Here is a 22,132-nt window from a genome sequence, read left to right on the forward strand (position 1 = left end):
ATTAAGGTATATTAACATTTTAATTGCCAATATTTTAAATTCCTGTATATATTTATAGCCATGAAGCCGCAAAAGCTTAAAATTCAACCTCATGCAAACCAATCGTTCAGTATACGGAAGGAGCTGTCCCCTTATGTAAATAACAGGTGGCATTACCACACGGAACTCGAACTGATCTGCTTCCACAGAGGAAACGGGACACAATTTGTAGGCGATAATATCAGGCGTTTTATGCCGGGAGACATTATATTGGTGGGTAGCGACCTTCCACATTACTGGCGTTTTGACCCTATGCCGCTGAATGAATCCATGACCAATGAACCTTATGCTACTGTTGTACACTTTCAGGAGAATTTTCTTGGTGAACAGTTTATGCACCTTCCCGAAACCAAGATGATCAGGAAATTAATGGAAAAAGCAAAAAGGGGAATATCTATAAGGGGTAAGGAATCATTAAAAGTCGCTTCATCGATAGCGAAAATATACAAGGAGGAAGGCCTCAGTAAAATCATCGCCTTACTGGATTGCCTCATCCAGATTTCAGCTTTACCACAGTTGAACCAATTGGCGTCGATAGGATTTAAAGCCGATTTCCGGGAGGCAGAAAATGAGCGGATGAACAATATCTATAATTTTGCACTTACCCATTTCAAGAATAAAATACAGCTGGAAGAGATTTCTGCAGTGGCCGATCTGGTTCCCAATTCCTTCTGCCGTTATTTCAAATTAAGAACAGGTAAAACCTTTTCAAAATTCATGACGGATATCCGGATTGGTTATGCCTGTAAACTGATTCTTGAGAACAGGCTAGATGTGAAACAGATCTGTTTTGAATCTGGTTTTAACAACTTTACCTGCTTCCACAAAAGCTTTAAGGCCATCACAGGGAAAACACCAAAATCCTATCAGGAAACACACCTGCTAGGTTAAAAATTAATTGTAGCAGTTCAGGCCAAATATCATCTGAAATTAGCAAAAACCATCTGAAACGCGAAAAGCCGGATCAGCAATTGATCCGGCTTTTCGCGTAAAAAATATTATTACTGATCTAAAACAGTATTAAAATCAGTCTCTCTTGCTGGAATTTTCCATGTCCACTTGTTATTGGCAGAGGGGGCAATTGTAACCGCTAAACTTTCAATAAAATTACTACCGCTGGTGTAATTTTTTCTATTAATAGAGTCACCCCAACGTTTCATATCGAACCAGTCGAATCCTTCACCCCATAATTCTATAGCACGGTATTTCTTGATCTCAGCTAATAAATCAGCACCAGTTTTGGTACAGGTATAACTTGCATCTCTTCCTGATGTTGCCGTCAGCTCAACCAGTAGTGCCTGAATTTCGTCGGCTGGTTTATTTTGAAAATATTTAGCTTCCGCTTCATTAAGGATCATTTCTGAGGAACGGAAATGATTCAGGTTACCTACACCAGGCATATCTGTAGCAGCAATTTTAAACTGCATATAAGCATATGGTGTAGCATTGCTTGCTAAAGCAGGAAATAATTCAAAAGCTTTAGCTCTCAAAGCTGATCCTGCTGTGGTAGCACCTGTTGAAGTAGTGTACGTATACCCTGTTGGATCAAGGAATAAACCTTTACGAATATCAGTTGATGGAATTTGATTATACAATTCTCTGCTTATCATCTTCGGAGCAGTTCTTACCGCACTTGCGGTGGAATTATACCCAATGTATGAAAAATACGAATAGAAATATAAGGTTTCATCAGCAGCACCATAGCTACTCCAGATCCATTCAGAATTAGGCGTACTAAAGCCTGCTTTATAGTCAGTATTAGACATCAAAGCATAGGATGCCCTGGCTTTTTGTGAAAATGTCTCTGCATTCGCATAATCAGCACGGTTTAAAGCTGCACGCGCATAAATTGAATAAGCAACATTCACATCCATTTCATAGTTAGCAGTTCTGGTTTCAGTAGACGTAGCATACAAACCTATTGCCTGATCTAAATCTGCATAAATTAAATTGTAAGTCTCTAATAGTGTAGACTTGGGTAAGTCATCATTAGAAATATCTATTTTATTTACTACTCCATCAGTTGCTCCATTATTAGAATCACTCCATCTGTTACCATATAGTTGTGCCAGCATCATATAACAATAAGCGCGATAGGTTAATGCTTGTGCCTTGATAAAGTTTTTATCAGCAGTGGTACCCTCAGCAGCATCAATATAATGGATGATTTTATTTGCATTCCCAATAATCTTGTAATAATAATACCATGGATAATAATCATAGATACTGGTTATATTCTCATTATAAGTAGCATTTATAATAGCCGCCCATCCAGATAAGTTTACGGAAAAGTGATTTCCTGGATAATTGCCATAATACATTTTTATGGTTCCTTCTCCATTGAAGCCTTGTGATCCCAGATATTGGATAGTCATCATTTTAGCCAATCCATTCACCGCAAATCTTGCGCTGGCAGTGGTTTCAAAAGCAGTTTCTGTTGGTGTTTGGTCTGTAGGCAATGTATCCAGATAATCCTTTTTACAAGAAGTAAATAGGAATACAAAGCATATCAAAGTTATAATTGTTTGTTTCATTTTTTCTGTTTTAGATTATAAACCAATATTCAATCCGAAAGAAATCATTCTTGGGGTAACATATGCATTCCTGCTTGTTCCACCGAATGATTGCTGAGGATTCATTCCCTGTAATTTGGTGAAGGTTGCAAGGTTCTCAATTCCAACATTTACCCGTACAGAGTTCATATCGAATCTCTTGATCAATTCTTTAGGCAACTGATAAGCTACAGAGATATTTTTAATTACGCCGTATGAGCCATCTTGCAGATATTGAGTAGATAGTACGTTAGTTAAGGTACTTTTTGAGAAATCCACAACAGGTACACCGTTCGGATCGATACGGTTTGCCGATTCAGCAGTCATCCCTGCCGGAACTCCATTCCATGCTTTTAAAATATCTGTATGCAATGCGCTTACACTACCACTCATCGTCATCAATGACTGGTATGAAAAGTCGAAGGTCTTTCCACCCAAACCATAAGTGAATAATCCGGATAAAGTGAAACTTTTATAGCTTACTGAAGTACTAAAACTTCCGAATACATCAGGCATAGCACTCCCACTCCAATCTCTTTTTCCATAAGTCGCATTGGTAGTATAATACCTACCACCAATTTCAACAAGGTTTGCTGTAGGAGAAGCAGTTTTATCTGGCGCTGAACCATTGACATTATAATTTTCAGTATCAGCAATATACAATGCATTACCAGTCATCTGGTCTACACCTGCAAATTGAGGCATCCAATAATCATAAATTCCATGTCCCTCAGAATATTTGAATAAATTGTTACTGGTAATAATACCATTTGCTCTGTTTTGCTCAGGAAGTGTAACAATCTTGTTTTTCATCCATGTTGCATTGGCACCAACATTCCATGTAAAACCATTATTTCTTACGACATCAACATCAAAAGCAACCTCAATACCTCTGTTTGAAACAGTGCCAAGATTTCTCGCAATAGTCGCCTCAGCAGTACTATTCGAAGTGGCACCGTTCGATAATGCCAGGTTTACGTTATATAATAAATCTTTTGAGGATTTATCGAAGTACTCTACACTGAAATTTGCTCTGTTAAAAATGCGCCCTTCCAGAGCTATACCTACAGAAGCGGAAGTTTCCCATTTTAAGGCAGGGTTTCCATTCTGACTAACATATATGGCTGCGTTATTTGCATTCTGATCCAAATCATATAAATCAGGGCCTGCAAAGTAAGGAGCAACAACGTCGCTACCAACTGTACCATAAGATGCTCTCAACTTAAGGTTATTAATCTGATTTGACAATGGAGCAAAGAAGTCTTCTTTTGAAACTATCCAGCTACCCCCCACTGACCAAAATGTTCCCCATTGGCTTCCCTTGGCAAATTTTGATGAACCATCTCTTCTCAGGGATGCATCAAAGTAATATTTACCATCATAGTTGTAACGTGCGCGGCTAAAGAAACCTTCTGTTCTATAATCTCTAGTATCACCAGTTAGCGTAGTGATTTCAGAGAAATTGATAAGATTAGTTTGATTTGCAAATGTCTCCTTGGTTTTATAACCATAAGTATACACACGGTTCTCAGAATAATTTTCATGACCAGCTAAAACGTCAATATTATGCAAGCCGATTCTTTTTGTCCATGTCAATAATTGTTGCATCGTATAGATTTTATATCTATAACTCTCCTGAGATGCACGTCCGCCGTTACCAGCACCATCACCAATTACAGCACTATTATAAGTGTTCTCATCGGTGCTGATCAGGTTCATATCTCCCTTGAAGGTAAAGTTGAAATCATTCAAAAACTTCACATCAGCATAAGCCTGTCCCGCTAATGTATTACGGACAGTCCTATCCATATTCAATTGATTTTCCCAAATCGCATGGCGACCAGGTAACTGATTACGTGTATTTGATCCTTCATCAAACTGAATTTCACCGAAACTATCTAATACATATTCTCCGGTCTGTGTATCATGTAAATGTACAGGATAGATAGGAGCAATATTTCTCGAAAAATAAAAAGGGTTAACAATTGAGGTTGCATTACTTGCAGTTGCAGGAAGCAAATTTGAATTCTGGTGTGAACCTGTTAAATTCAAACCATATTTAAACCAATCGTTTACTTTCAAATCAGCATTAATTCTACCAGTGAAACGTTTATAGTCTGAATTCTCTATATACCCTTTTTCATTTAAATACCCTAATGAGTAATAAAGATTTGATTTCTCTGTAGCAGTACGTGCACTTAGCGTGTAATCCTGGCGGTGGCCTAATCTTTCAATATCCTTGAACCAATCTAAGTCATTGGCATACCCTGGTAAGATTGTAGCATCAGCTACCAGTTTACCATTCGCATCAAATAACTCACCATCAGCTTTATTGTAAATGTTTAATTTCAGGTAATCACTGATCAGGTTGCTTGAAGCTCTCGCTCCCGCAAGGGCATCAGTAGAATAAGTTGTAGGATTGGTAGATCTCAGGTTATTTCTGAAACCGGTCCACATGGTTTCCATAAATTCATTTGGATTCAGGCGGTCGTATTCTTTGATACCTCTACTAAAAATACCCTGATTGACTGATAAGTTAACATTACCTGCGTTGCTTGTACCTTTTTTTGTGGTTACAATAACAACACCATTTGCAGCTCTTGAACCATATAAAGCTGAAGATGCAGCATCTTTAAGTACAGAAATACTTTCAATATCTGCAGGATTTAAATCTGAAATGTTACCGTTATAAGGTACACCATCTACAACATATAAAGGTCTGTTGGCGCGTTCAAGCGTACTCGGTGAAGTAAACCCTCTAATCCGGATTTCTGGTTCAGCACCAGGCTGTCCAGCAGTGTTGTTGATCTGAATACCTGGAGCAGCTCCTTCTAAAGCACCAACCGCATTACTGATCGGACGTTTAGCAAGATCCTTGGCCGTTATACCGGAAACAGAACCTGTCAGGGATTCTTTTGTAGCAATACCATAAGCAACTACAACAACTTCACTTAGGTTCTTCGCATCTGGTTTCAATGCGACATTCAGAATGTTAGAAGCAGGAACTGGTAACTCTTGAGAAAGGGAACCAATAAAACCAATAACTAAAACCGGATTTGAGCCAGAGATTTTAATCGTAAATTTTCCTGAACTATTTGTTAGGGTCGCAGTCTTTGTACCCTTTAATGTGATACTTGCACCTGGCAAGGGCAGTCCGTCTTCAGCGGATGTAATTGTTCCATTTACTGTACGATCTTGCGCGAATGCAAAATTCATGACACAGCAGAACAAGAATAAACTTAGTAAAAGTTTTCTCATGTAATTTAGTTAAGGTGATTAGTTAATAATAATATTTTCGAAAATAAATCAAAATATTATAAAAAACACCCTACTTTTTTACGACTATCATAACAAACATGTAATTTTTGCTATTTTTTCAAAAAAAACCTGTATTGAATAATAATATTTAAATATTATATCCAATACTAGGCCTGTTTTTATGCAATACGCAAAAAAAGTTTTCAACAATAACCTTAAAAACCTCAATAATTAGCTAATTAAAACGATTTAGCAAGCAATATTCACGCTTAAAAAGCGTAAATCAAGTCAAACTGACTAAGTAATGTTCTCATTCAAGATATTATCCTACAATAACCATTGCTTTGATCACACCATTTTTCGGATCAGTCCAGCCTGCCATTTCTTGCTTTACTTCTTCAAATAACACGCGATGGGTGATATAATTTCCCGGTTCTACCTGCTTATTTTTAATCGCATCGATCACCAGTTCAAAATCCTCCCGTACAGCATTCCTGCTACTCATCAGGGTGGTTTCGCGTTTATGAAACTCCGGATGATTAAACTGCAGATCCCCTTTCTGCAAACCAATCAGCACGTATCGTCCTCCATGGGCCAGATAATACAAAGCATTATTAATTGCTTTTAGATTTCCTGTTGCATCAATAATCACTGTAGGCATATGTCCTGAAGTCATCTCTTTCAACTGTTCCATCACATCGGTATCCCCGGCATTCACTGTATAGGGAATACCAAGCTTATCTTTACAAAATTGCAGCCGCTGCGAATTGATATCCATCGCAATCACCTTTCCTCCTGCAATGCGTGCAAACTCCATCGTTCCGAGACCTATGGGCCCTGCACCGATAACCAGTACAAACTCATCTTTTTGGACGCCTGCCCTGCTTACCCCATGTGCTCCGATAGCCAGCGGCTCTATCAATGCAAGCTCATCATAATTCAGTCCATTCCCATGAATAAGCGATTCGGAAGGCACAGATAAGTACTCTACCATTCCCCCATCAACATGTACCCCGCAGACCTTTATATGCACACAGGCATTAGGTTTGGCACTGAGACAGGCAATACAATGACCACAATTAAAATAAGGAATGAAAGTGACCTTCTCTCCAATAGAAAAATACTCCGGGTCAGCCCCTTCCGCTTCGTCAAATGCCACCAATTCCCCTGATAATTCATGTCCCAGTATACGGGGATAATTAAAATAAGGCTGTGTCCCTTCAAAAGCATGCAGATCTGTCCCGCAAATCCCTATTCTTTTTATTTTTATAATCGCATGTCCGGGCGTTAATACCGGGCGTTCTTTTTCTTTATATTCCAGCATTCCTGGTGTGCTGCAAACCAAAGTCTTCATATCTTTAAATCGTTATTTTTGTATTAATTAATCCTGCGGCGTGCATTTTATCTAAAAATCCATCCGGCAATTGGTGGTAAACAAGCTCAGTATTAAACTTTACCCGGTTCGGATTGGTCGTATTCAAAGCGATACTTCCCACACCAGGAGCATTTAAGGCAAATTGTACACAAGCCATTGCCGGAGAGGTGTTAAATTCATTACAGATATTGAAGAATTCCTCCCTCCACCTGAACAGTTCCCCATCTGTCTCCATGCTCACTTTCCGGTAATCATAATGGTCGCTCCCGGTGAGGAAACCCGAATGAAAAACAGCAGAATTGATGATGCGGATCCCAGCCTTCTCCAGCTCTTCCATAAAATGGAATAGGTCTGCAGGATGGCGATGGATGGTATAGCTGTTTGCAATCATCACCCAATCCAGCTTTACATCACGACTCAGCTTTTGGATCACTTCCCATTGTTTAGCCCCTACCCCTATAGCTTTTACAAGACCTTTCCCTTTCAGCTCTGCCAATGCAGTATAGGCATCCAGAATATCTTTGTAGCGTTTTTCATAATCAGCTGCATCTGTTGCTGCATCAAGATATTCATCAGGATCATGGACGGAAACCATTTGGGGAATATAACTGCCCAGTAATTTATTCCCCTGCTCGAAACACTCCAGGATCCCCTCATAACTGATCTTCTGCACAGCATCATGCTTAATTTCTTTCCACACCCCTGGCTCAAATGTCGGTTCAGGTGTGCGGAGTTCCGTTTGCAGCCAGCCGAGTTTATTGCTGATGACCACTTCATCAGGATGGATATTGAGCGCATTTAAACATTCGCCAAGCGATTGTAAGGCAAGGCCTGCTCCATATTTTCCTGCCGTATCAAATACGGGGATTCCTTTACAGTGTTTGATACATTGTTCAACAATAGCTTTTTTATGTGTGATATCAAGTGCTGTAAACAGATTACCAAGTCCACTTGTTCCGTAGATGACTTCCGGTAGCTTAAATTGATTGTCCATACTTTTACTTTATCATTTGGTTGACCAAAGAAAAAGTATTTAACACTTAATATGTCAGAATTATTAACTTAGTAGTAAGTTATATTACCATTAATAAGGTCTATACCCAAAAAATATTAGCCAGATACCTTACCCATATGAAAGCGCAGTTACTTCAGGTTCCCCATGGTTTCGATTATTCTTTCAGTATAAGAAAAGATATGATGCCAAATATCAATAATAAGCGGCATTATCATGATGAGATAGAACTCATCAGCTTTCACCAGGGAAAGGGAAAACAATTTATAGGAGACCACAGCAAAGATTTTGAGCCCGGGGATATTGTATTGGTTGGCTCAAACCTTACCCATTACTGGAAATATGATGAAGATTGTTTACCCACAATAAAATCCTCATTGCCCTGTTCTACGGTTATCCACTTTTTTGAAGATTTTATGGGTAAACAATTCATGCACCTGCATGAAGTAAAACCGGTAAAACATCTCCTGGAAAAAGCCAAGCGGGGAATACTGATCAAAAAAGACAGGGCAAAAACCATTGCCTTACTGATAGAAAAAATTTATACCGCAAAAGGACTAAGCCGCATCACCACTTTGCTTGAATGTTTGGTACTCATTGCAAGAATCGAATCCAGCCAGCTACTCTCCTCAGTTGATCTTTCTGAAACACCCCATAAGGAAAATGATGAGCGGATCAACATTATCTATAATTTTACGGCTGCCAATTTTAGCCGCAAAATCCAGCTGGAAGAAATTTCCTCCCTGGTCAACCTTGAAACCAATTCTTTCTGCCGCTATTTCAAATCAAAAACGGGTAAAACATATTCACAGTTTCTATCCGAAATCAGGATCAGTTATGCCTGCAAGCTCCTCACCGACAATAAAAAGAATATCAAACAGATCTGTTTTGAAAGTGGCTTCAACAACTTCTCCTGTTTCCACAAAAATTTTAAAGAAATTACGGGTAAGACTCCCCAGAATTATAAGAAGAATTTATAAGCCTATCCATCGTAAGGAAGGCTGCTGAAACAGCCTGATCGCCGGTGCAACTTGGTGAAGCGCATCATCACCTCTATCAGGAAAACAAAACGGTCTCCAGACAGATTCAAAAATCCAGCTGAAGACCGTTTACAGGATAACTATTGACTAATTTAAAGTAGCCATATCAATGACAAAACGGTAATGCACATCGCCGTTAAGCGTGCGTTCATAGGCTTCATTAATCTGGTCAATGCTGATCATTTCTACATCAGAAGTAATTCCGTGTTCAGCGCAGTAATCAAGCATTTCCTGTGTTTCTTTAATTCCACCAACCAATGAACCCACCAGACTGCGGCGGCCAAAGATTAAATGAACAGCCTGTACTTCCGATGGGGTTGGCGGCACGCCCAATAAGATCATGATTCCATTGTTATGAAGCAGGGCAAGATATTCATTGTAATCATGCTGGGCGGAAACTGTATCGATAATAAAATCGAAACTGTTAGCCATTCTGGCCATATTATCTTTATCTGTAGTGAGTTCGAAATGGTGAGCACCCAATTCTACGGCATCTTTTTCTTTGCTTTTAGAGCGGCTCAATACCGTTACTTCAGCACCCATTGAAGAAGCCAGTTTAACTGCCATGTGTCCCAAGCCACCTAAACCAAGAACGGCCAGTTTATCTCCTTTTTTAATATTCCAGTGTTTTAATGGCGAATAGGTAGTAATACCGGCACACAATAATGGGGCAACCTTTTCCAATGGCAAACGATCGGAAACACTCAATACAAAACTTTCCTTTACCACAATATGGCTCGCATAGCCACCCTGAGTGATGGTCTTTTTATCCTGTGAATAGGAATTGTACGTTTGTGTATGTCCGTTCTCGCAGTATTGCTCCTGGTCATCTTCACAGCTTTTGCAATGCCCGCAGGAATCAACGAAACATCCGACCCCAACCGTATCACCGACCTTAAAACGGCTCACCTGATCACCCACACGGGTTACAGTTCCGACGATCTCGTGTCCGGGAACTGTAGGATAGATGGTACCTCCCCATTCATTTCTTGCCGTATGGATATCTGAATGGCATACCCCGCAATATAAAATCTTAATTTCCACATCATCTGAAACTGGCTCACGACGGTCTATATGAAATGGAGCTAATGGTTTGTCGGCAGCCTGAGCTGCATACGCTTTTACATCTTTCATCTGTTTTCAATTATTTAGTTGTTACAACAAATATAACAACAACCATCTGCCGGGATATGTTCAGCAATCTGAAAAAAATCTGTGTGGTGTAAAAAAACTGGGTTAAACAGGTGATACCGGATGAAAAGATATCATAACGGATTCAGGCATGGACTCAAAAAAAACCATAAGGAGGAAGCAAAAAAACGGGGCAAAAAAAATCCGTTAAAAAGGAATTCCCAAATAAGAAAAATCCCCTTTTAACGGAATTGAACCATAAGCGATAGCTTATGCTTTTGATGCTTCCAGCGCCTGGCGGAAATCTTCCAGTAAATCAGCCGTATCTTCAATACCGACAGATAAACGGATCATTGAATCGGGAATTCCCATCTCAGCCCTGCGTTCCGCACCCAGTTCAAAGAAAATAGTATGGGCAACAGGAATAGCAAGCGTACGCGTATCACCAAGGTTACTCGATTTAATCACCAGTTTTAAATGGTTTAAAAACTCAAAGCAGTCTACTCCATCATGAAGTGCAAAACTCATCAGTCCGCCAAAACGGTGAAAAATAGAAGAAGCAAGTCCATGCTGGGGGTGACTCTCCAGACCAGGGTAATAAACCTTGCTGACCAATGGATGTGTGTCCAGAAAACCTGCAAGTGCAGCTGCATTGGCACAGGCACGATCCAGCCTTAAAGCAATGGTTTCAGCACCAACGGCAATGGTATGTGCCGCCTCAGGTGATAAGGTTCCACCACCATCACGTAAACCTCTTTTTCTGATCTGTGTAATCCCAAGCATCTCCGGACGGATCTGCTGGCGAAGAACAGCAGTGATATTCGGATAATTCACCCAGTTAAAAAGACCTGTATCGGTCACACTACCTCCAAGGGCATCACCATGCCCCCCAATATACTTCGTCAGCGAATTGATGACCAAACTTGCCTTAACCGTCACCGGACGGAAAATATATGGAGAAGTCATTGTATTGTCCACCACATAGACCAGTCCTTTTTCTTCACAAAAATCACCGATTGAACCCAGGTCGGCCACCTGAGTAGCAGGATTAGCAATCGTTTCAATAAATACCATACGGGTATTTTCCTGCAGGGCATTCTTTATATTTTCAACAGCTGTAGCATCCACAAAAGTGATATCAATTCCCAGATCCATGAAAGTCTGCATTATACTGCGTGTATTTCCGAAAAGGAAGGAACTGGCAATTATATGATCCCCTGCTTTTACCAAAGCAAAGACAGTAGCTGAAATCGCTGCCATCCCTGTAGAGAAGGCCACTGTAGCCATTCCCTGTTCCATCTGCGTTACCTTGTGCTCCAAAGCAGTTACAGTAGGGTTTCCCTGACGGGAGTAGGCATATCCTTTAGCTTTATTCTGAAATACGTTCACCAGCCCCTGTACATCATCATATCCCCAGGTCACTGCCGTATGAACAGGTTGGTGCAAAGCGCCGAATTCCGGTTTCAAAAGCCGGTCTGAATGTAGAATGGTTGTTGTAAATCCTTTTTGATCGCTCATTTATTTTTTAATTTTAACAGAGCTGGCAAACTTCCGGCTTTTTTTCCGAAATCTTAAACCATTTTGCATTTAATTGACTCAGCGACTGATTTATCCTGCAAAAGCCTTAAATAAAACCCTGTCGCCCATCTTCTCCCAAATTGCAGAGCCATCCTGGACAGTTTTTCCTTCCCCGATCGCAGTTTTGAACATGACACTACCGGTACGACCGCCTTTAAAACATCTCCAGACCTGTGTGCCTACAATAATGGTCTGTCCTTTACTGACCGGCTGATTACTTACCCATCTGTTTTGTGCTGCAAATCCTGAATTTGTGGCCACCCAGCGTTCCGGGGGATTGGCAATATTGTGTACCACCGAACCTTTGGAATAGTTCCCATAATCCGGGACTTTCAGTGCATAACTTTCCGTAATGATCCATGGTTTTTCCACCTGGTTATATCCCGGGATAATTTCCTTTGGTGCATCATCGGTACTGCCCGAATAATTCTTACGGAATCCTGTAGCGGGGTACCTATTCTCCTTGTTCACGAAATAGGATGACACCAGGTCAGAAAAGCCTATTTCATCCGCACTATGCCCGGTAATCTGATTATCCGCCACAATAAGGTTATTGAACCTTGCAAAACCGGCTCCTGTGAAATAAATGCCATGGGTGGTAAATACGGAATCATTACGGCTCTGGTGATTCCCTCTCTTACTATTCCGCAGCTGGTTGGACGAAATATTCAGTTGAGTCAGCCAGCCATTTTTAGCCTCTACAAAAATATCAGCAGCAACCTTACGGTTCAACCAATTGCGGCCATCCGTTACCGTATTGTTTCTGATGGAACCAAAAAGATTAGTGGCAACAGCACTGAAATAGATGCCCTGCCCACCGGCTGCATTGATGACATTATTAATAATTTTTATATCACGCCCTTGTCCTGTTACAAACAAAGCATGATTTTTTGTATCAAAAATAGAATTACCGTCTACTATAATATCCTGGCTCTGCCCTTTGGCACTGTTGACAATCATGATACCATTCCCGTCTTCTATTCCAATAGTTTTTTTGCGGTCACTATTGTCGCCTATGCCATTGATACTGTTATACATCACTTTTAAATGAAAAGCATCAATAATATAAATCCCGCAGCTTTGGGAACGTGAGGCCAGCGTATCCGCTTCAAAGTTGAAATCTCCCCTGATAAAATTATTGCTGATGATAGCTTTATTTGCTGTTCCGGTTGCATAATCATCGCCATAGAATATGGCCGCGGCCGATCCAGCATCACCCGCATTCTTATTCCCTGCACAATAAAAATAATTGGCAGAAATCAAGGTCTGCTGACAGCGTTGCACATCAATCCCATTGTCGCCTGTATATTCTATCCTGTTTTCAGTAATCCGTATATTCTGGCACTGGTGATTGGCCAGGCCAATTCCTGAAATCTGGGAAAGGTAATTGTCAACCACATTCAGCCGGTTGATCCTGTAGGCGGAAACCGCGTGTGTACCGACAAAGCGGAAAGTATTGTGTTCAATTCTAATGTCGGAACATTCATTCCGGCCAAAATTGCTTATTGCACCATCCACCGCCTTAAAATCGATTGAATACCTGCCCAAACGAAGGAAATCACAATCCCTGATCGTAATATTTTTTCCTTTGAAAAGCAGTCCACGGCCATGTGCATCACTTAAGCGGCAATCCTCTATCAGGATATTTTCTGAAGCTTTACTGTCAAAACTGATATTGATCAGGGTGTATCTTCCCGTTGAGGCCTTGGATTTCTGGTCTGCAGCAATTGGTCTTCCCCCTGAAATACCGAGATTCCTTAAAGTAATCTGTTGTCCTTCAATGCTGATCAGTGTAGGAAATGCAGGGGTCAATACACTATCGGTCACGAGCAGACTTTTCTCTTTCCCACTCCCTTCAATGGTCACCATGGAAGGAATGTGAAGGGAAAATGCAGAAGGAATATAATATTTCCCTGCAGGGATAAGCAGGGTGGTCATTGTCCGTGCGGCTTCATCAATAGCTTTCTGCAAAGCAGGGCCATCATTTTGCCTTCCATCACCAGCAGCACCAAAAGATAAGGCATTGAGCACCGTATCCCTTTTCAAGGGCAAATTAGAGGTGAGGTTACCGGGAGAAACGTTCAGCCCTGCCTGAACAGCAGGTGCAGCAGCATCAAATAAATGAGCTGTCGTCATCGATTGTACAGACGAATTGAAAAACAGGGGAAATAAAAAAATAGAACTGAATAAAATAAGGGGTAAGCGCATGATCAACAGGGATTATTCGCAGTGTCTACACCAAACTTTTACGCTCCACCCAATACGGAAGAGACAAGAGTATCCATAATGATAAATAAGCAAACTCAGGTACCGAGCACATCAGGATCATAAAAGCGGCGAACAGTGCAATGACGTAAAATTTATTAAACTGTATATTCTGGACTTTCACAAAAGCATGCCTAAAGAAGAAAACGGTAAATACCGTTAGCCCCAGGAGTCCGTTATTGACTAACAAAGTAGAAAAGAAATCGGTAGAGCGTACATATCCAAACCCAACACCCACCAGCTTACCGGCAAGATTCAACTGGTCTTTCCAAAAATTAAACTGTCCCAGGAAATATCCGGAACGTTCAGAACCGCTCTGATTGGTTCCTGAAAACTTATCAATAAATACGCTATGTACCAATTTATGTATGGCTGGTGAGACAAAAAACAAAGCCACCACCACCACAAGACCAATTGGCACCACCCATAACATCGGTTTTGCAATTCGACGGTCTGCCACACAGGCACCTATGATTAAAATGATTATCCCCAAATAGGCCGAGGTGGAAAAAGTAAACAACAAAGCGATTCCGAAGAAAATGAAATCCGCATAACGCTTTAACGGGATACATAAAATCCAGAAAGGGATCAGTGAAAAAGCAAACATAGAAGGTTCCCCAGTGAGGCTCTTCATGCGCTGCATACGCAATCCACCAAGGGTAATCGTCTGGAATAAACTGCCACTTCCCTCTTTTCCATTAAATACGCGATTGGTCATCAAATCGCCATTGACCCCGGTAAGCTGGAAAAGTATAATTTCAAGGAAACCCAGTACGACAATAATCCTGAGACCGATATAGAGATATTTCAGGTGTGCGCTAGTCGCATAATATTTCAGGTACAAATAGCAAAGTATCCCGGCGAACAGGTAAATACTCTGGCTAATCAGGGTTGTTCTCAGGAGAACTTTATCAGGATTGGCCTTGTCTACCAACGTCAGTGTATCGGTAAAAGTCACCGAAAAAAAATACACCTGTGCCTGTGCCAGCAGATTCATCAGCACAAACACACCTGCTATAAAAAACAGTTCCTTCAACAGTAACCGGTCTTTCAGATAACTCGCTGCGAAAAACACAGGAGCAAAAAGATAGATCATTACATATGAAGGAACTGATAAAGATATTTTAGGATATAAGACAACAGAAACAATAAAAGCAATGCACAGTAAAAGCGCTATATAGAGATGAATAAACTTAGGCAACTTCCTTTCTGGCATAAACAACTTTTTCTGTAAGAGACATATAAAAATCAGTATCTGTTTTCAGGTTATAAATCCTGCTCACAAACGTTTTCAATTTAGCAATAAAATTGGATGCGCTAAACAAATTCGCATGATTACGGATAAATCCAGGACTGAATTGAAGCATTTCTGCTTTTTCTATAGCTGCTGATAAAGATTCAACAGTTTGCTCTTCAAAAAACACCGAAGTACAACGTGCACTGTCACCATTATAGGGAACCATAGTTTCGGTCACCCCACCTTTACCGAAAGCAATTACCGGACGGCCTGATGCTGCAGCTTCCAGCGGAGTAATTCCGTAATCCTCATGCTGAGGGAAAATCAATGCTTTACAGTTGGCATATAATTTTGCCAGTTGTGCGGCTGACTGTGCTTTTAAGAAGGTAATATTATCACCTGCAAGTGCTTTCAATTCTGCCTCCATCGAACCAGTACCTACAATAACCAGCTTTTTCTCGGGAGTTTGATTAAATGCTTTCACTACAAGATCCACCATTTTATAATCTTCCAGCCTGCTCACGACCAAATGGTAATCCTTAACTTCATTCGATATATAAAAATTATCAAGTTTAGCTGCAGGGTTGATGATACTTACGGGTTGTTCAGGGTGGTATGAATCTTCAATACGTGCTTTAACCTCTTTTGAATTTGTCAGGTAAAAATCACTTGCTTTAGCAGCCATGCTATCAAAAACTCTCAATACCCTTGAAGCAAACAAGAAAATATTACGGATGATCATATTGGATGAATTCACAATCGCATAAGAAAATGGTCTCCATGCCAATCTGAATGGTGTGTGGCAATAAGTAATTACCGAAGCATTTTTATCTACACGTACAAATTTTCCGCAGTGGGTAGTAGAGATCAAAACGACATCGTAACCTTTAAGATTGAACATGCGCATCGCAAGGATCGCAAAGGGAAAATAAAGGATTTTGATCAGTTTTTCACTTTTTCCAAGGTATTGAAACCAGGAAGTAAAAATCCTTGCTTTTTTAAACTCTTCATAAGTTTTATCTTTGTTGTAACAAAGGGTAAAAATATCTGCTTCAGGATATGCTTTGTGCATATCTAATACAACCTGTTCGGCTCCCCCTCTTCTTACTAGTTCGTCATGTACAATAGCTACTTTCATCTTATGTGGTATTAAATTGCTGAATAATGTGATCTACTCTCTCAGCTGAAGTTTTCCAGGTTACACTTTTCATTTGGTTAATGGGATCAGTTTCCTGGGAAACCGAAAACGTTTTTGAGAACGTTATTAACAAACTGGAGAGTTCTGAAGCGTCAGCTGTATTGAAGTAAACAACATCTGTGCCACCAACTTCCCGGAAGGCTTCAATATCTGATGCCAAAACCGGGCAGCCCATAGCCAATGCCTCTGCGACAGGTAAGCCAAAGCCCTCATACAGGGAAGGATTTACCAATGCCAAAGCCCCAGCATAATAATCGCGCAGCTGCGCATCTGTTACATAACCTGTAAAAACGATGTTAGATAGCTTTCTGAATTGCTCTATGGCCGGATTTTGAGCAAAAGAGGCATGTCCGGCACCTACCACAACCAAATCAATATCAGCTAATTCTGCCATGCGGAAAGCATTCAGCAGAAAAATCAGGTTTTTCCGGGGATCCAAAGAACCTACAAAGAGAAAATATGGCCTTGGATATATTTTGACAGCCTTTTTTGACGGTTCCTTACTAAATGCACTCGCATTGGGAACCACGGTAATTTTCTCCGCATCAATGTGATAAAAAGAAGAGATTTCACGCTTAGAGAATTCGCTTACTGTAACAACATGTTTACTATTCCTTAGCACATTAGGGATCAACCACTTATAATATAGAACGAACTTTCTGGAAAAAAATCCTGGATAACGTTCAAATGCAATATCGTGCACACAGGTAATCTTATTCTTGTAAAAAACAGGGGCAGCATTACAGAAACTGATTAAAAGCGGGTTTCCCTTCGCACGCAGGTGCAAAGGCAGCTTAAACTGCTCCCAGCCTATGCCAGCAGCAGATTTCATGATTTCAAGGGGTTGTTTAAGCTGATAAATTTCATTATTCTGCTGGTCTTCCCCGCAAATGATTTTCAGTGGACTCTCCATATTCCTGCAAATCTCTGAGGCATACCGTTGTACACCACTCATCTTCTGAGAAAGGAATTTTCCGTTAATATATACTGGTTGGTTACTCATGACATAAATTAAATAGACAAAATACTGATATACAAAATCTTAAAACAACCTACTTTACACTTCCAGAAGAAAGGATGACAGCTGTTCATTGAGCAGGGCAGGTGCATATTTATGCTCTGCTTCAGCAGCGGCAGCAGATTTGGCGGCAATGACCTGAGGATGAGCTAAAATCTCCTCTAATAGTGCCTTAAGGCTATTTTCAACCATCTCAAACTTCCACATATACCGTTCATCATACAATTCTGCAAGCCCCGCTTTATCCGCCAGACAAACGGGGGTAGCTGTAGCTATGGCTTCAATAGGTATTCTTCCAAAAGGTTCATTCCAGTTAGAAGGCACCAAAATCAGGTCTACACTGCGGTAAAATGCCTGTGCATCAGTTTTTCCAATGAAACTGAATTCAAATTTCCCTTCATACAGGGCGGTCATCTCATTGATGAAATCAGGATCCGCTTTTCCGGCAATAACCACCCTGAAACGTGTATGCGTATCGATTTTAGCGATTTCACCCAGCATAAAATCAACACCTTTCTGCCTGTTTACCTTGCCAATGAACCCCAAAACAACCTCATCATGGGGATTTTTAATTCTCGGTACCGGATAATTGCGGTTATCCAGACCATTGGCAATCACCTGCTGTGGCTTCTGATGACCGATATTAAACCTGCTGTGCTGATCAAGAATAAACCTGCTTATGCCAATAAATCCATCGGGTAATAAAAAATATTTTTTTTTAATTGACCAGGTCAATTTACATGCTGTACAAAGTTGTTGACAATCTCCACACTTTGTGTACATAGTGGTTGTATGGCACATCAGGTAATAATCCCTCATGGTATGCACCAACTTGATATTTCTGGATTTTATCGTTTTCCAGATGGAAGGAGAGAAGCCCTGTATATTATTGGTATTAACGACATCCGGTTTGATTTTGTCCAGCAGGCGTCCTAAAACTTTTTTATAAAATGGATTCCCGGAATCCAGCAGGTGCCATATCAATTTTTTTATCGGATGCTGACCCGCTGATTTTTCAATATGATACAGGTTCTTTGTTTTCAATGAAATCACAACCACGCCATTCAATCGCCTAACGGATTGTTCATAACCCAGTGTCAGCACATACACCTGATGTCCCGTGGTTACGAGCCCTTCAGCCATTGTCCTTACGGAAACTTCCGCTCCCCCTACCTGGAATGGAGCATAAAGTGTATTCACAAAAAGTATCTTCATCAGTAAATATTTGTTTATTATCGGTTATGGAGCTACCATGAGCTTGTATTTATTCGTTGTATAGGCGGGGCGGTAAGTCCATGCTGTTTTCATTAGCCTTTCCGAAAAGATTTAAACGCAGTCTGCTTCATTTGCTTAAGATAAGCAAGGCTGAAATAATTGCGGTCAATAAGGTTGATCCTCTGTCCCCTCAATACGATAAACAAGGTCAGCATTACACTCAGCTCTGTTCCTACCCAGGCAATTGCAGTCCCATAATAACTATACAGCGGTATCAGCAATAAGTTAAGGCTGATATTAAATATACATCCAATGATGGTCACCCTGAAATACACCTTATCCATTTTCAGGTTGAGTAAGGTCTGCACACCCATTACGTTACTGATACTGGCGACGAAAGGGCTAATGGCCAATATCCTCAAAATCCATATGGAATCCTCGAACTTAGATCCATATAAAATATGCACCACCAATGGGGCGAAAAGTGCAGCGAGAAAACACATCGTAAAAGTATACATCATCACCAATGGAAAAATCCGCTTTACCTCATTCACTCCTTCTTCCTTACCTTTCGAAAAAGCAGTACCGATATGAGGAAATAAAGCCTGGCTCATTGGCAACAGCATCACACTCTGTACAACAGCAATCACCCTGGAGGCAGCGGTGAAAATCCCTACTTCTTTTTCTGTCGTCAGCAAGCCCAGAATAACCGTATTACTGGTAGTATAAAAGCTAATCATCAGCGTAGCAATAAATACCATTTTATCTTCTTTCAGCAGATTGAACACTTCCCTGTAATCCGGAACGCGGAACTGGACATTAAACTTTCTTATGGCATAAATGAATAGGGCGATGGCAACCACCACCTGGGAAGAAGCAGACATCACTGCATACCAGATATAATCATCGGGTTTACGGATCAGAAAGACGATAGAAACGCAGAAAACCAGTTTTGAAAGGAAATTGAACAGGGCCGTTTTGTGAATAATCTGAAGTCCCTGGAAAAGCCAGTTGGGGGTAAACACATTCGCCAGACAACTGGCGAAGATAAACATACTGACTATCGGATGCCGGTTCATCTGCGGGATAGTGCTGAACATGATGGCAAATACCAGAACTGAAACGATAAAAAGCAGAATCCTCGAATAGAAGATCTGTGAAAACAATTCATTGATCATTTGCTTGTCTTCCCTGTTTTGCGCCACCCTCCTGGTAGCCGTAAAGTCGAATCCAAAATTGATAAACAGGATAAAATAGGTAACAATAGCAATGGAGAAATTTATGGCTCCAAAGCGTTCAGGCCCTATTGTTCGTACAATAAAGGGAAGCGTTAAAAAAGGAAGTAGAAAATTAGACGCTTGTATGATGGTTAAAGCACCATAGTTTTTACCTAATGCTTTATTCTTAGACATTCATATATGTTTTACAGCTGTTTTTAGGTCTCGAATAAAACAAATATACTGCCAATTATTGCTTTACGACACGTATTTTGTACTATAAATAAAATCTTTCGCAGTGCTATCCATCCAATATCCAGCTATTTTTTCGAAGATGGTATTGAAATCCTGTCTTTCCAAGGACATCCCCTATAAATTACGGTGAAAACTGAAGAAGGACTACATTGGGACCAGCTTATACACCCTTCCCGGAGATTCCACAGCCATATAGATAAACCCATCCGGCCCCATCCGTACATCCCTGACACGGCCAATATTTTTGAACAGGATCTCTTCTTTGATCACTTTATTGCCTTTCAAGACCGATCTTTGCAGGAACTGGAACCTTAACGAACCGGAAAGTACATTTCCTTCCCAGCCTTTATACCTTGTACCGGTTACAAATGCCAGTCCGCTTGGTCCTATAGAAGGGATCCAATAATGGACAGGTTGTTCCATCCCTTCTTTTGCAGTCAGGTTACTGATCGGTTTTCCATTGTAATTAATACCATAGGTAATGACCGGCCATCCATAATTTTTTCCAGGTTTGATGATATTGAGCTCATCTCCTCCCCGGGGGCCATGCTCATTGTCCCACAGCTCACCAGATACCGGATGAATGGCTAAGCCCTGCGGATTCCGGTGTCCATAAGAATAGATCGATTGCGCTGCTCCGGCAACATTCACAAAAGGATTGTCAGCAGGAATACTTCCATCGCTTTTTATCCTGTGGATTTTACCCAGGTCATTTCCTTTAATCTGTTGTGGATTCACTTGTTCATTCCCACGTTCGCCCACAGAAAAATACAGGTCGCCCTCTGTACCAAACTGGATTCTGGAACCATAATGGTGCTGTGTCCTGGCATAAGGAAGTGCTACAAAAATATCTTTCTGCTCCTGCAGGCTATTTCCTTCCAGCTTCGCACGCATGATTGCAGTAGTAGCCAGGGTACTTCCATTTTCAGTTTTGAATTTTGAGTAAGAAAGGTAGATATAATGATTCCTGGCGAAGTCAGGGTCGGGCACGACATCCATCAATCCGCCCTGTCCCTGCGCCAAAACTTTTGGTGTACCGCTTATCGGCTGTAAGGACTGGTCTGACTTGACCGCATATAATTTACCCCCCCTATCGGTAACGAGCATTTTTCTGCCTGGTAAAAATGCGATTCCCCAGGGCACATCCATGCCTTTTGCAACGACTTCCAGTTTAACCTTCAATTCCGCTGTGTTGAAAACATCAGAAACAGGGCGTTCATTCGTGTTAAACTTATCCACGTTTTTGATTCCTTTGAGGATATAATCTGCAAGGGCATTGATCTCCGCATCCGACATACTTTCAGCAAATGCCGGCATTCCTTCATTTTCAAGTCCGAACTTGATCGATTTAAACAGGTCTTCTTTTTTATTGCCATGCTTCCAGTCACGGTCTACAAACATATCCATCTTCTCTCCATGGCATCCCGCACAATAGTTTTTATAGTTCGCTGCAGGTTCTGCACGTTCCGCCGTATCGAAACTCAGGCATATTGCAACTACTGCCGTTATGATGGTTAAAACACCGAAATTCCTTAGCATAAACGTAAAATTTAGTACTAAAAATACCGAATAATATTAACAAAAATCGGCAAACGACGCTATTTGAAACGATTCTATCTAATTGTTACATTACCTCCTGCCAAATCCATCCCGGAAAGGCAATTTCCAGAACAATAGCTATAAAACCCGGCAATAATAGACATAGGACCAGTCAATAATAGGTATAAAAAAAGGTACAATAA

At 40.7% G+C, this 22,132-nt stretch carries 15 protein-coding genes; 2 read left to right on the forward strand and 13 right to left on the reverse strand.

Annotated features, from left to right (window positions below; translation table 11 throughout):
- The first annotated feature begins 60 nt into the window (after window positions 1–60).
- Window positions 61–930 (forward strand): AraC family transcriptional regulator, encoded by an 870-nt coding sequence (locus ACSBL2_RS22175; RefSeq protein ID WP_442588746.1) that lies wholly within the window; start codon window positions 61–63, stop codon window positions 928–930.
- 110 nt (window positions 931–1,040) lie between these two features.
- Here ACSBL2_RS22175 and ACSBL2_RS22180 read toward each other — a convergent pair whose 3' ends face one another.
- The 4 genes from ACSBL2_RS22180 to ACSBL2_RS22195 form a co-directional block, all read right to left on the reverse strand.
- Window positions 1,041–2,573, reverse strand: coding sequence for a RagB/SusD family nutrient uptake outer membrane protein (locus tag ACSBL2_RS22180; RefSeq protein WP_442588747.1), 1,533 nt, complete (start codon window positions 2,571–2,573; stop codon window positions 1,041–1,043).
- A 15-nt stretch (window positions 2,574–2,588) separates the two neighbouring features.
- Entirely contained in the window at window positions 2,589–5,849 is a 3,261-nt protein-coding gene (locus tag ACSBL2_RS22185) for a SusC/RagA family TonB-linked outer membrane protein (protein ID WP_442588748.1), read from the reverse strand.
- 322 nt (window positions 5,850–6,171) lie between these two features.
- On the reverse strand, window positions 6,172–7,203 hold the full coding sequence (locus ACSBL2_RS22190) for a zinc-binding alcohol dehydrogenase family protein (RefSeq protein ID WP_442588749.1): 1,032 nt from the start codon (window positions 7,201–7,203) through the stop codon (window positions 6,172–6,174).
- Between the two features lie 4 nt (window positions 7,204–7,207).
- Window positions 7,208–8,218, reverse strand: a complete 1,011-nt coding sequence (locus tag ACSBL2_RS22195) for an aldo/keto reductase (protein WP_442588750.1) — start codon at window positions 8,216–8,218, stop codon at window positions 7,208–7,210.
- Between the two features lie 137 nt (window positions 8,219–8,355).
- Between ACSBL2_RS22195 and ACSBL2_RS22200 the strand changes: the two genes are divergently transcribed.
- Complete coding sequence (locus tag ACSBL2_RS22200; protein WP_442588751.1) at window positions 8,356–9,216, forward strand: AraC family transcriptional regulator; 861 nt, start codon at window positions 8,356–8,358, stop codon at window positions 9,214–9,216.
- Window positions 9,217–9,363: 147 nt separating this feature from the next.
- On the opposite strand, the gene ACSBL2_RS22205 is transcribed toward ACSBL2_RS22200, so the two are convergent.
- The 9 genes from ACSBL2_RS22205 to ACSBL2_RS22245 form a co-directional block, all read right to left on the reverse strand.
- Complete coding sequence (locus ACSBL2_RS22205) at window positions 9,364–10,410, reverse strand: NAD(P)-dependent alcohol dehydrogenase (RefSeq protein WP_442588752.1); 1,047 nt, start codon at window positions 10,408–10,410, stop codon at window positions 9,364–9,366.
- Window positions 10,411–10,677: 267 nt separating this feature from the next.
- Entirely contained in the window at window positions 10,678–11,925 is a 1,248-nt protein-coding gene (locus ACSBL2_RS22210; RefSeq protein ID WP_442588753.1) for a cystathionine gamma-synthase family protein, read from the reverse strand.
- A 90-nt stretch (window positions 11,926–12,015) separates the two neighbouring features.
- The gene (locus ACSBL2_RS22215) at window positions 12,016–14,193 is read right to left on the reverse strand and encodes a right-handed parallel beta-helix repeat-containing protein (protein ID WP_442588754.1); all 2,178 of its coding nucleotides are present in this window, start codon (window positions 14,191–14,193) and stop codon (window positions 12,016–12,018) included.
- A 25-nt stretch (window positions 14,194–14,218) separates the two neighbouring features.
- Window positions 14,219–15,466, reverse strand: coding sequence for a hypothetical protein (locus ACSBL2_RS22220; RefSeq protein ID WP_442588755.1), 1,248 nt, complete (start codon window positions 15,464–15,466; stop codon window positions 14,219–14,221).
- Entirely contained in the window at window positions 15,444–16,625 is a 1,182-nt protein-coding gene (locus ACSBL2_RS22225) for a glycosyltransferase (RefSeq protein ID WP_442588756.1), read from the reverse strand. Before ACSBL2_RS22225 ends, ACSBL2_RS22220 begins: the two co-directional genes overlap by 23 nt.
- Before the next feature lies 1 nt (window position 16,626).
- Window positions 16,627–17,688, reverse strand: a complete 1,062-nt coding sequence (locus tag ACSBL2_RS22230; RefSeq protein WP_442588757.1) for a glycosyltransferase family 4 protein — start codon at window positions 17,686–17,688, stop codon at window positions 16,627–16,629.
- A gap of 54 nt (window positions 17,689–17,742) precedes the next feature.
- Window positions 17,743–18,918, reverse strand: coding sequence for a glycosyltransferase (locus ACSBL2_RS22235; protein ID WP_442588758.1), 1,176 nt, complete (start codon window positions 18,916–18,918; stop codon window positions 17,743–17,745).
- 92 nt (window positions 18,919–19,010) lie between these two features.
- Entirely contained in the window at window positions 19,011–20,330 is a 1,320-nt protein-coding gene (locus tag ACSBL2_RS22240; RefSeq protein ID WP_442588759.1) for a flippase, read from the reverse strand.
- A 204-nt stretch (window positions 20,331–20,534) separates the two neighbouring features.
- A complete protein-coding gene (locus tag ACSBL2_RS22245) occupies window positions 20,535–21,929 on the reverse strand; it encodes a PQQ-dependent sugar dehydrogenase (protein ID WP_442588760.1) in 1,395 nt (464 codons plus the stop codon).
- Window positions 21,930–22,132 lie beyond the last annotated feature (203 nt).

This window comes from Pedobacter sp. AW31-3R, from assembly GCF_052180285.1.
Taxonomy (GTDB): Bacteria; Bacteroidota; Bacteroidia; order Sphingobacteriales; family Sphingobacteriaceae; genus Pedobacter.